The following is a 12,225-nucleotide window of genomic DNA, read 5'->3' as shown; positions in this document are numbered from 1 at the left end:
CGTATAAACTACTCTCTTGGCCATTTCAACTGTAAGTTACCGCATTTATCTTTAATAAGCTGCCCATTGAAATCGCTACAGAATATTTTCTTATTGGTAAATTTGTCACAGATTTTTATGAACTTTTCTAAACTAATATCTAGCGGTTTTAGAATCTCTTCAATATTTTTGCCTAGATAGGTCCATGGAAACTTTCCGTCATGAATTTTAATCAATTCTATTCCATCTTGTCGTGTAATACGTTCACGTCTAATATGTAATGATGCAATATCGGATGCTCTTCCAAAGCCAAATTTTAAGAATTTGAAGTAATCATGGATTCCTGTTTGGTGATTATCTAGATTCTCATAGTTAACTATTGACCCTTCAACAGTTCTATCATAGGTTGTAAACCCATGAGCTTGAGACAACAATGCATTAGAATATCCATCCCAAGGAATGTAGTATCCTAGAAAGATTCCAGTCACTCCTACGCGCGCTAATTCGTCATCTGTTGGATATGTATAAGGTATTAGATGCCTTCTTTCAATCCCATCTTGGCCGATTAAATCCGTGACTCTTAGTCCTAAGAGTCCACCAAATTCCTCTAGCCAACGACGATTTAATACATGATTTTCACTTGCAGCAGCAGGACCGCCATACTCATTTTGTGAGTTTTCTCCCCATACAATCAGCTTGACTCCATATTGAACAGCTGCTCTAACTGGAATGGTAAATATTCCAACATGCTCTGGCCAAGAGATGTCTCCTACTTGCTCCAATCCAATTCGATTAAGCTTGGCTCTGATTATTGGATTGGGAGTAAACTCTACGTAATCAACGCCAAGGCGCTTGATGTTCTCAATATTTTTTCTGCCTATATCAGATAAATGGCAAGTTGTAGATGTTACACATAAAGGATTCATGCCCAATTGCAACATTCGTACTACTTGGTATGTGCTGTCTTTTCCACCACTAACAGGCACAATGCAATCCCAGTTCGTACCATCCTTGGAACGATACTTTTCAAGCAAAGCTAGTAACTCCTGCTTTCGTTCTACCCAATTGATTTCTTTGCGACGCTCATAACTCCTACATGCATTACATATTCCTTCTTCATCTAGGTATAAGTCTGGTTTTGTATTTGGCATTACACAACAGTTGCAATATTTTAGCACTTTTACACCTCCATTATTTTTTCTTTTCTAACAAAAACCAGGTGATATCGTCCTGCGGAAAATTATTGTCCTTATGATAGACGAATCCATAATCAACAAGCGATAAATCTTGATGTTGCTTTAGTAATTCTCCAGCAAAATCTCTTTTAAATAACTTGTTAGCATGTCCACGATACTTTATTTCTACAGGGGTAGGGTTATAATATTCGGCAATTATTATGTACCTTTTACACATTTGATACATCTTATTATAAACCTCTGTCAATGCATCGGGGCTTATATGGATAAGAACACCTTTTGACAACACAACATCTCTTTGATAATCCACTTGAAAATCTAAAATTGACTGATTATATACCTGGATTTCTTTATTTTTGCTTAGAATTGTGGCTGCTTTTTGATTAATCTCAATTCCGGCTAAGTCTACATTGGGAAGCAATAGTTGCAAGGCATTCAGGTTCATTCCTACGTTTGCACCAATTTCTATCAAACTCTCAACTTTCCCCATATGACTAATAATATTGGAAAATAATCGAAGGTTGCTAGCAAATAACTGTTCACTTTGGTTTCGATCTACATATTCATCTCCAAAATCAGACGCCCAGAAACGTTCTTGCTCTGTCTTATAATGAATCATCAGAAGCCTCCTAAATGAAATTAGATCTTTTTTTGCTCTACACCTTGATTAATTCTTTTCCATTCAGGATTTTTCTTTAAAAGTTGTAAGCAATCCTCAAGGGAAAAGTCTGGCTTATATAGATAAAAAGATTCAAGAATTAACTTTATGAGCTCAAAATCTTCAATGGTATCTACGGTCCAGCGATGGCTACTGTTATCTTCTTGAGCTATTACTGCTTTTAGCTTAAAAAGTTCTGGATGTGTATACATATATGGGGTTACGTGCTCTCGTTCTGATAAAGTTTTCGCTTCATAAAAAGACTGTTCTAAAGCTTTAAAAGTAAAAACTTCTGTATCCATACCCCGAGGGTAGGTTCTTATATTTGTATTTGACACGTAGTCACATTTCTTTTCTTTTAGAAAAGTATCTATGACTTCATCAACCACAGTTGGATCTATAAGAGGACAATCAGCTGTTATTCGAACTATTACATCTACGTTAAATTCTTTAGCCGTTTTGTAATATCTAGAAAGTACATCATCCTCAGACCCTCTGAAGAATGCTATATTGTTTTCTTTGCAAAATTCAACTAAAATATCGTCTGATTGCTTCGTAGTAGTGGCAATAATTGGTATGTCTTTTAATTTTACTTTATTTAGGCGTTCTAGTTGATATTGAATTAAAGGTTTACCTTTTACCTCTCTAAGTATTTTTCCCGGCAACCTAGTAGAAGTCATTCTAGCCTGGATGATTATTCCTATTTTTATATGTTCACCTTCTTATCATTACGTTAAGATAATCAGACATAATTTTTAATTGTTTTTTTAACTGTTTCTATGACATTTTTCACATCTAGTGTTGTCATTTTAGGAAAAAGCGGCAAAGTAATAGTAGATGCATAAAGAGCTTCCGCATTTGGGCATAAGCCCTTCGTATATCCAAGCTCTTGGTAATAAGGATGATAGTATACAGGTATATAATGGACATTTACGCCGATTTTATTGTCTAACAAGTCTTGAATGATCTGTTTTCGACTTGCAGAAAGTTGTTCTAGTCTCAGTTGAATAATAAACAAATGCCAGCTTGAATTGGTATCTCGATTTTGTGTGGGGAGAATTAATTGTTCAATGTCTGTAAAAGCTTCTTTGTACATAGCAGCATAGTTTCTTCGAAGTTCAATGAATTTATCAGCTTTTTTTAATTGACTAATACCAAGAGCTGCTTGAATATCCGTCATTCGATAATTGTAACCAAGAAAGTGCATTTCATAGTACCAAGGTTCATCAGGATTTTTTATAAGGTCTTTTTCTCTTGTAATCCCATGGGAACGAAACTGCCTTAGCTTACTGTAATATTCTTTATTGTTTGTTGTAATAATCCCGCCCTCACCAGTCGTTATATGCTTCACAGGATGAAGGCTAAACATGGACATATCGCTAATAGAACCTACTTTTCTACCTTTATACATAGCACCTAAGGCATGGGCCGCATCTTCTATAACAATAAGATTATGTTTTTTAGCAAGTTCCTTTATTTCATCAAGCTTCGCAGGCTGGCCAGCAAAATCTACCGGAATAATCGCTTTGGTGTTTTTTGATATTTTTCTTTCGATTTCCATTGGTTCGATATTGTATGTAAGCTTGTCGATATCGGCAAATATTGGAGTTCCGCCTTGGTATAAAATGCAATTGGCAGTAGCTGCAAAGGTCATAGGTGTTGTTATTACTTCATAACCTTTTGTTATTCCTGCTGCAAAACAGGCTCCATGAAGGGCCGCCGTGCCGTTAGAAAAAGCAATCGCATACTCTGCGCCAACGTAACTTGCAAAAGCTTTTTCAAAGAGTTCAATGGTGGGTCCTGTTGTTAAATAATCACTTTTTAATACTTCAACAACAGCTTCTATATCTTGTTCATCTAACCACTGTTTGCCATAAGGTAACAATGTGTCTCTCATTCACTGCTCCTTAGATATACTTTAGATAAGTTATTGATTGTATAATGACTTTTAGTTGGTATATTCTATCCATGTCACAAGATTGACCGGCAAAATGAACGGATACCACAACTGTAGGTAGTTAACCTACTTTAGAAGCTTCTTTTAATGATTCTTCCAATGCTTCTATACTCATGTTGTACGTAAGCGACCGATATCTACAAAATCAACATTGGCTCCGCAATAAAGAGCACAATTGGCAGAAGCAACGAATATGTTTGGAGAGGTCCAGTTCAAATCGCTAGGTCCTAAATCAGATGACAGGCAAGCTAGCTTGTCCCCACAATATTGAGCGACTGCTTTTTCAAACTGTTCAATATTTGGTCCTTGTGTAGCCTACCTGATTGGAAGACTTGAGTAACTGCTTCTATGTCATTTTTATTAATGTCTTGCTTACCGTATCAAAAACCGTTCATTTTCCGGAATTCTTCTATTGTCAAAAAGCGCTCGTTCGTTCCTGAACTGTATTCAAAACCAGGTAGTACTTGCTTGCCTTTTTCACCTATAGCGTTTTCTGTGTACTTAGGGTGCTTGACAAAGTTAATGGTTGGTGTAATTACGTAATGGTCATCAAATTCTAACGTTAAATGTGAGTCGTCGGACGGACACATCACTTCATGAAGCTTTTCACCTGGTCGGATGCCTACGATTTTAGTGGGCATCCCTGGTGCCATGGCTTCGCATAAATCGGTAATTCGCATTGATGGAATCTTGGGAATAAAAATTTCTCCGCCTTGCATGCGATTGAAGTTCTTCAGTACGAATTCTACACCTTGTAGAAGGGTGATCCAAAAACGAGTCATACGTTCATCTGTAACAGGCAATTCTGTTGCACCATCAGCTATTAGTTTCTTGAAAAATGGAACGACGGAGCCTCTAGAGCCAACGACATTGCCGTAACGTACAACTGAAAACTTGGTTCTCTTACCGCCCGTAACGTTATTGGCAGCGACAAAAAGCTTATCAGATGCTAACTTTGTTGCTCCATACAGGTTAATTGGCGCGGCTGCTTTGTCTGTTGACAAGGCGATTACTTTGTCTACATCGTTTTCTATTGCTGCATCAATAACATTTTGAGCGCCGTGGATATTGGTTTTAATACATTCCATCGGATTGTATTCGGCAGCGGGTACTTGCTTTAATGCTGCTGCGTGGACTACGTAATCTATACCGTTCATAGCTTGAATGAGGCGCTCTTTGTCTCGTACGTCACCAATAAAGTAGCGCATGGGTAGGGCATTAAATTCTTGTTGCATTTCGAATTGTTTTAGCTCATCTCGTGAATATACAACTAATCTTTTTGCCTTGTACTTTTTCAGCATTGTCTTTACAAATTCTTTTCCAAAAGAGCCTGTTCCACCTGTTACTAAAATTGATTTATTGTTAAACATAGGCTAAATTACCTCGATTACATGATCTTTTCTCCATGTCATGTCTGCCTATTAGAAAATACTAGCCGTGGTCATTTCTTTTTGGCTGCCGACCGCTGTCAAAAAGCCTTAAATAATGGGCTTTATAAGGTTAGAAATGCTTTTTGAAGAAGATACAACTATTCAAAGCCTTCAATTGGGAGACGTAATGTGATTTTTCGTTTCTTTAAGCAAGCTTAAGCAAATTTTCGTTATCTCTCCTATGGTTTTGTACCATTGATTATGATGGTACAAAATATCTGCCATTGCAATAGCAGAATCTTCATAGTAATCTGGCAACGCATTCATGTTAACTTCGAAATTTATATAATAAGGTTGTACTACATGCATAAGAAATAGTTGAAAATTTTTATTTTTTTCTTGTGCTTTTACTTTTGGTTCTAACAGCTCATTTTGTAAATAAGCTACTCTATCCCTCATCGCTTTAGTAGAAACTTTATAGTTTTTGATATAATCTTCTAACTCTGCTTTATACTTTTCATATTTTTTTTCACCTTCTTTACACCAATATACTACACCCTCTATATCCTTAATCGTTTCATCAATTATTTTTATTAAATTCTTTTTTTCATCCTCATTAACTGCAAATTCATCTAAAAATTTTTTTATCTTTTCAAGCGGATAAAATTTTTCCTGTATATGTTTGTCTATCGCTTCTTTAAAAGACATTACTTGTGTCCCTTTTATATAGGCACCTCCTTCTGTACTGTTGATGCACAGACCACTATAAGATGCTACGTCTGTTTCATAAGATTTTAAAAAGGAATACCATAAATTATTTGTAGTAATCGGTTGTCCATCATTCCCCAATACTTCTATGTCCCCTGATTTACGTTGTGATTCTTGATTATCTCCATAAAAAGTTCCTGTTGCATGGGTTTTACCATCTCTACTATACGCCAAATCCTGACCAATCAAGACAATTGGGTTACACCCTAAAGCTTCTGCAATATTAAAAGCCATATTGCCTGCCGAGCTCTTAATACCTAACATTCCTCTTTCAATTTTCGTCCATTTAAAATGATCAAATTGACGATATACAATTACCTTTGGTCCTGTATAAACTCGATAGCATTCATTTGGAATAACAGGACATCCTGCAAAGTAAACATTTTCTACATCATTTTCTTCAAATCCTTTTAGAAGATTAACAGTCTCCGGAACCCTTTCTAACGATGTTACTAAATGTGGTTTAACTCCCATTTCAATCAAAATTTTTAGGGACGCATCAGGACAAATAATTAATGCTTTTTCTTCTAATCCTTTCAGCAAATGTTTGTTTTTATTTAACGAAGGACCCGTAGATACAACAACTGCCGGTCTGTTTTCAAATTTGTTAAATAAAAGATTAATTCCCGGATTGTTTAATATTTCATTTATATTATTGAACATATTTTGAATTCCTATTAAAGAATCATGAGGAGCATTACCTATCAAATCTAATCGATATAATCCCGCTTCTTTAAATTTACGAAGTGCTTCAAGATAATAATTTTTACTTAGTTTTAATGCTGAAATATGATATATTGGCTTCACAGTTTTTATGTATAGTATACTTCTACTTATATGATCAAAAAATTCTCTATATTCATGAAACAATTCACTTTCCTCGGCACCTACAATTAATTTAAGTTGTGGATTTATAATAATTAACCTTAAGTCTATGTTTTCCATTGCTAACTTAAATATCTCTATTTCTTTTTCTACAATAAAAATATACTTTGTTTCAATATCTTTTGCCATATACTCAGCAAAATAAAAAAATTCATAACCTAAACCTAACCCAAGAAAAAATGCAATTTTTGCATTTTTTAATTTCAAATTTTTTACTTGAGCTATTGCGTCTTCCAATGGCCCTTCGGTTTTATAATAATATGATTTGGTAGCTTTTGTGTAAATATTGGGCAATTTATCCGATCTCGAAAAAACTATTTTGAATTTCTTAATTACTGTTTTTTCTAGTTTTTCTGCTATCTTAGGATAATATTTTTTTAATAAAATTAAATTGTTTTCGTATATTTCATTTTTAATTATATTTTGTTTTATTTTTTTTTTCTTTTTTTTAGACAAAACAATCACTTCCATTGTTAAAATTAATATATCTATTATACCGAAGTTACAAAAGACCAGAGAAAATCTCTGGTCTTTTGTAACTAATAGCAAGTTTCTAAAACTATCCAAGCAGTTGTAGTACTGATTGCGGTGCCATGTTTGCTTGGGCTAACATGGCATTTGCTGCTTGTTGAAGAATGTTATTCTTAGTAAAGTTCATCATTTCTCTAGCCATATCTACATCTCTTATTCTTGATTCCGAAGCTTGTAAGTTTTCTGCAGAAGTATCTAAATTCTTAATTGTATGCTCTAGCCTGTTTTGAACAGCTCCAAGATTCGATCTTTCTGCAGATACTTTTTCAATCGCTTGATTTATGATAGTAACTGCACTAGCTGCTTTTTCATGTGTCGATACGTCAAGAGCTGCTTCAACTGCTATATTATCCGTCCCTTTAGTTACAACATTTTCCTTCGTGAAACCACTTTGCCCCATAGTACCTGTCACACCTAGAGCAGAGGCTCTCATATCTCCAATGCGCAGGGCCATTGCCTGACCTTCATTAGCACCTGTTTGAAATGTAACTTCAAAGCCTCTTCCTTCTATACTTGAGCCAGTAACTGTATCAATCATAGACATTTTAGCCTGTGTAAAATCAGCAATGATATTACTGCCACTTAAGCTTGTGTCTGTATTTTCCACTAGTAAATCTGCCCCAGTGTTTGACACAAGTTGTATCTTATACTCTTCAAAAGCATTTGTTAAATTCGTAATACCATCTATCTTTTGGTTGGGTGATAATTGGGCTGTTACTTTACCACCTAAACCCGCATCTTGTAATGCAGCGTTCAAATCACTAACAAGAGCATTCAGCAACTCTCGCTTTTCTGTATCTGTCATAGTAGCACTAAAGGAATATGATCTGTCTGCTAGAAACTTCACTTCCACTTTATTAGCTTCTGATTTTTCTCCAACATAAATATCAAAACCGTCACCTTTTTCAATAGTTATCATAGCACTAGTCGTTACAGCATTCGTCATCTGATAGCCTTTTTGTTTATAGGTTGCTGATTCTCCAACTACCATATGAGTTGCGGTTGCTGATACTAGACCGTCAGTTGCCGAAGTTCCTGTTAATTGAAAAGCTGCTTTACTACCAGCACCAGTTGACTTTGCTGTGACAACCAAACCATCATTAGCATTTAATGAAAGATCTGCTACATCACTTAATTTAGTTCCAGCTCCGTCAGTAAGATTTCTTAATGCATTAAGTACTTTGTTTGCATCAGTGTTACCTACAAAATCACCGTTTTTAATTGCATCTTCAAAGGCACTGCCTTGTAAGTTAAACACCTTATCATCAACAATGAATCTATCTCCCTCTCCAAAAGAGAAAGAACTAGCGGTGGATCCAGCTGATGCTAAGGCAAGTGTCAAAGCTGTTGTGGTTTCAACTTTAGCAGCAGTAGCCCTAGTCATACCAACATCACTTGTTTTTCCTACTCCACCGTTTAAGAGTTGCTGCGTGTTAAACTCCGTAGTATTGCCAATTCTATTGATTTCTGATGTTAACTGATTCATTTCGTTTTGGATTGCAGTTCGATCTACATCTACGTTAGTATCGTTGGCAGACTGCACAGCTAATTCTCTCATCCTTTGTAGAATAGCATGAGTTTCTTGCAAAGCACCTTCAGCTGTTTGAATCATAGAAATACCATCTTGAGCGTTACGTGATGCTTGATCAAGTCCACGAATTTGTGCTCTCATTTTCTCACTGATGGATAGACCCGCTGCATCATCACCTGCACGGTTAATGCGAAGACCTGAAGAGAGCTTCTCCATAGAGTTTGCTCCAGCGTTTTGGTTGATCCCCATCTGACGATAGGTGTTCAACGCTGGAATGTTGTTGTTAATAATCATAAGTAATCGTCCTCCTTGATAAATTAACTAGGCCAGCATCCTTGCCAACCTGTCGTTCCCCCAAAGTCCCGGGACTTTCGAAGGGGAAGGTCAAACTTTTTACACAAAAGGTGATCAAGCTTTTGCAAAAACTTTGTTTAACCCTTGTATAATTTATCGAGGAATTAATAGTGCATCTTAAATAGAAAAAAGCTCTTTAAAGGCGATTAAATCTCTTTATGTAGCCCAATCTACACCATGCTCACTTTTTAAGCTTTGTGTATACTTTGTTGAAAGCTTTGCCTTCTGCGAACTTGTCGCTATGATCTAAAAAACCCGCTAGGGCATCATATCAATCACATTGATTGTGATATTGATATGCTCCTAGCGGATTTTACTTTTCTACTGAAAGTACTAACCGTAGATGCCTACTTTAATTCTTCTCCTGAGCCAATCGCCGTTGAAAATATAAAAAGATCGGCAATGGGATCACAATCCAACCCAAGCTCTTAATCAAAGAATTTTTGGCCCTGGCCATTTGCCGCTCTTGTTCATGGATAACCATAGCTTCATAACGTGCACGCAGTTCTTCTTCTGTAAGTTTTGGTTCTTCAATAAATTCATCACCGACATACCTTTTTTCATTGCCCCAGCGCAAGAAGTCTTCATAAGATTGGTGGTAGGGCTGTGGTGATATAAGATCAGCTAGAGCCATGAAAGTTCCGACGCTTCCTCCAATTGTCATCATCAGTGTGGCAAAGAGTACTACATAGATATAGACTTTCTTAATCAATTCGTCTCCTCCTTCTTCTGTTTTTGCTTTCACTCCTGCAATGACTAAAGCAATGATGATAAATAGTGCAATAGGTAAGAGAATCAAAAAGAGTAGAGACAACAGAAGATGCACCTCGTTTCTTACTACCTTTGCTTATGCTTTCCTATATTAAAAATAAGACTCCTCCATCTTTTTCAGTGGATAGAGGAGTCTTTCTTTTACTCTCAACCAGCCAAAGCCGCTTTAATCTTCTCCAAAGTCTCTTCCGCAATCTCATTAGGCACTTGGCAAGTACCTACCTTATGATGACCACCGCCACCGTGCTCTAGCATAAGCTTGCCGATGTCGTGGTTGCAAGATTTGTTGATAATGCTATAACCTACAGCGAAGACTGTATTACCTAGCTTGCCTGGTGTAATCCAGATGGAAACATTTTGTTTGGGGAAAAGAGCGTAAGGGATAAAGCGGTTGCCAGCGAAAATCACTTCTACATTGCGCGTGTCTGTAATCAGCACATTATTGTATGTTGTGGAACTGTCTAACAGCATCTGCTTGAAAAGTTCCACCTGTTCATTATATCGAACGATTCTTTCCTGAATATCTGGCACAGCCATGATTTCGTCAATAGTCATAGTCTGGCAGTATTCAATGAGGTCATCCATTAATTGATAGTTACTAATTCTATAGTCCTTAAAACGTCCTAGCCCTGTGCGAGGATCCATTATAAAGGATAGAAGGGTCCAGCCTGTGGGGTTAAGAATCTCATCAATTGTAAAATCAGCACTATCTGCCTTGTCGACAGCGGCAACAAACTCCCCTAAGTTAGGAAACTTCTCAGCACCGCCGTAGTAGTTGTAGATGACACGGGCACAACTTTTTTCAGGCTCTGAAGCGCCTTCGAATTCATAGTCTAAAGAACCGCGATAAGCTTCGCTCACATGGTGATCGAACCAGAGGCCGCAACCTGGTACGTAAGGGACGTTGGCAATTACATCGTTCTCGTTTACTTCAATAATACCGTCTTGCATGTCTTTAGGATGGACAAACTTACGGGATGTGATAATGCCAGCTTGCTTCAATAAGACAGCGCAGGCCAGTCCGTCAAAATCAGAGCGGGTTAGTAATCTCATAAAAGCTCCACCTTTCTTATACCGACTCACAGTATTGCTAATTTTTATGCTTTCTTTGGAGTTAATTATACTGCAAAAATGGTAACTTTTTGAACCCTACTGTAGCACTATTCTTGATAATATGCACTTTCTTCTTTCTTTTTCATCCATAACAAAACCTGCGACACCGCCGCTAGGACAGGAATTTCGATCAAGGGCGCGATAACCAGAGTTAGAGCTATCAAGGGCATGTCAGCAAAAGCAGTAAGTGCAATAGCCAAAGCGACAGGCGAGTTCCTAGCTAAGGTTGTCATATTCAAACTCACTCGATCAGGATAGGAAAATTTCATCGCCTTACCGACTACTTGACCTAACAAAAAGATAATTACGAAGAAGAGCAACAAAGGCCAGAGCAGTTGAAGAATTAGTGCATAGTTCTCTAGGAGCAGATTCCCTTGATGCATGAACATTGCCAAAACAGCTAAAGCAAGTAAAGCCAGTTGACTATAACCTAGCTTAGGCTTAATCGTCTCCGCAAACCACTCTTGCTTCTTCAAGGAAGCTATAACCTTTTGCGTCAAAAAAGCGCCTATTAAAGGAAGCAACAAGGTTAATAATATGTTCTGCAACAAAATAGCACTATCTATAGCTTGCAATTCTCCGACAAAAAGTAGTAGGTAAAAAGGCAAGAGCAATAACTGCAGAATCAGATTCAAGGGCAAGATAGAAGCCGCTAAAGCAAGATTGCCACGCGCTAAGGCTGTAAACAGCAGATACCAGTCTGTACAAGGCGTAACAAGTAGCATAAGTAAGCCAATGCGTAACTCTAAGGAATCTAGCAAGAATAGATAGCCTAGTGTAAAGGCTAGGAGAGGCGTGACGATAAAGTTAATAGCTAAGCTTGTGCCGGTAAAAGTTATGTTCTTAAAAGCCTGACCTATTTCTTTGATGGGAATCTGCAAAAAGATGCTATAGATAAGCGAAAGCAGTAAAGCCAAGATGATTTGTTCTAAAGGCAAGGCTATAGTTGTCAATTCCCCAAGGATAAGGCCTGCCATAATGGCTAACAAGATAAATAAAGGTTGCAGTTTTTCGAAAATGGACATTTTTTATACCCTGCTTCTATATTTTCTTTTTACCAGCTTAATGTTACATAGTAAGTAATAACGTTAATGCTCCTTATGCTCCTTATG

Annotated in this window: 11 protein-coding genes; all 11 read right to left on the bottom strand. The window is 37.0% G+C overall.

Annotation, left to right across the window (positions count from 1 at the left end):
• Positions 1-8 precede the first annotated feature (8 nt).
• A complete protein-coding gene (locus F9B85_RS06630; RefSeq protein WP_151619599.1) occupies positions 9-1,157 on the bottom strand; it encodes an N-acetyl sugar amidotransferase in 1,149 nt (382 codons plus the stop codon).
• Positions 1,158-1,170: 13 nt separating this feature from the next.
• Entirely contained in the window at positions 1,171-1,794 is a 624-nt protein-coding gene (locus F9B85_RS06625; RefSeq protein ID WP_151619598.1) for a pseudaminic acid biosynthesis-associated methylase, read from the bottom strand.
• A gap of 20 nt (positions 1,795-1,814) precedes the next feature.
• Positions 1,815-2,525 carry a cytidylyltransferase domain-containing protein gene (locus tag F9B85_RS06620; protein WP_279237741.1) on the bottom strand — a complete coding sequence of 237 codons (711 nt, stop codon included), beginning with the start codon at positions 2,523-2,525 and terminating at the stop codon, positions 1,815-1,817.
• 50 nt (positions 2,526-2,575) lie between these two features.
• Complete coding sequence (gene pseC, locus F9B85_RS06615; protein WP_151619596.1) at positions 2,576-3,730, bottom strand: UDP-4-amino-4,6-dideoxy-N-acetyl-beta-L-altrosamine transaminase; 1,155 nt, start codon at positions 3,728-3,730, stop codon at positions 2,576-2,578.
• A 171-nt stretch (positions 3,731-3,901) separates the two neighbouring features.
• Positions 3,902-4,087: a hypothetical protein gene (locus F9B85_RS15025; protein ID WP_207707073.1), complete on the bottom strand. Its 186-nt coding sequence runs from the start codon at positions 4,085-4,087 to the stop codon at positions 3,902-3,904.
• A gap of 83 nt (positions 4,088-4,170) precedes the next feature.
• Positions 4,171-5,160 carry a UDP-N-acetylglucosamine 4,6-dehydratase (inverting) gene (gene pseB, locus F9B85_RS06605; RefSeq protein WP_151619595.1) on the bottom strand — a complete coding sequence of 330 codons (990 nt, stop codon included), beginning with the start codon at positions 5,158-5,160 and terminating at the stop codon, positions 4,171-4,173.
• 171 nt (positions 5,161-5,331) lie between these two features.
• Positions 5,332-7,269 carry a motility associated factor glycosyltransferase family protein gene (locus F9B85_RS06600; protein WP_170270263.1) on the bottom strand — a complete coding sequence of 646 codons (1,938 nt, stop codon included), beginning with the start codon at positions 7,267-7,269 and terminating at the stop codon, positions 5,332-5,334.
• A gap of 103 nt (positions 7,270-7,372) precedes the next feature.
• Positions 7,373-9,169, bottom strand: coding sequence for a flagellin N-terminal helical domain-containing protein (locus F9B85_RS06595; protein ID WP_151619593.1), 1,797 nt, complete (start codon positions 9,167-9,169; stop codon positions 7,373-7,375).
• 412 nt (positions 9,170-9,581) lie between these two features.
• Entirely contained in the window at positions 9,582-10,043 is a 462-nt protein-coding gene (locus F9B85_RS06590; protein ID WP_243138101.1) for a hypothetical protein, read from the bottom strand.
• A gap of 104 nt (positions 10,044-10,147) precedes the next feature.
• Positions 10,148-11,053, bottom strand: a complete 906-nt coding sequence (locus tag F9B85_RS06585) for an exopolyphosphatase (RefSeq protein ID WP_151619592.1) — start codon at positions 11,051-11,053, stop codon at positions 10,148-10,150.
• A 107-nt stretch (positions 11,054-11,160) separates the two neighbouring features.
• Positions 11,161-12,138, bottom strand: a complete 978-nt coding sequence (locus F9B85_RS06580) for an arsenic resistance protein (protein WP_151619591.1) — start codon at positions 12,136-12,138, stop codon at positions 11,161-11,163.
• Positions 12,139-12,225: the final 87 nt, after the last annotated feature.

Source organism: Heliorestis acidaminivorans, assembly GCF_008933955.1.
Taxonomy (GTDB): Bacteria; Bacillota; Desulfitobacteriia; order Heliobacteriales; family Heliobacteriaceae; genus Heliorestis; species Heliorestis acidaminivorans.
Note: the sequence above shows the minus strand (reverse complement) of the source record. Positions and strands in the feature narration are given on the sequence as shown.

Bases quoted from the DNA above. Each gene is read 5' to 3' on its own strand.
- F9B85_RS06625 (WP_151619598.1), bottom strand. From the start codon at position 1,794: ATGATTCATTATAAGACAGAGCAAGAACGTTTCTGGGCGTCTGATTTT.
- pseC (WP_151619596.1), bottom strand. From the start codon at position 3,730: ATGAGAGACACATTGTTACCTTATGGCAAACAGTGGTTAGATGAACAA.
- pseB (WP_151619595.1), bottom strand. From the start codon at position 5,160: ATGTTTAACAATAAATCAATTTTAGTAACAGGTGGAACAGGCTCTTTT.
- F9B85_RS06595 (WP_151619593.1), bottom strand. From the start codon at position 9,169: ATGATTATTAACAACAACATTCCAGCGTTGAACACCTATCGTCAGATG.
- F9B85_RS06585 (WP_151619592.1), bottom strand. From the start codon at position 11,053: ATGAGATTACTAACCCGCTCTGATTTTGACGGACTGGCCTGCGCTGTC.
- F9B85_RS06580 (WP_151619591.1), bottom strand. From the start codon at position 12,138: ATGTCCATTTTCGAAAAACTGCAACCTTTATTTATCTTGTTAGCCATT.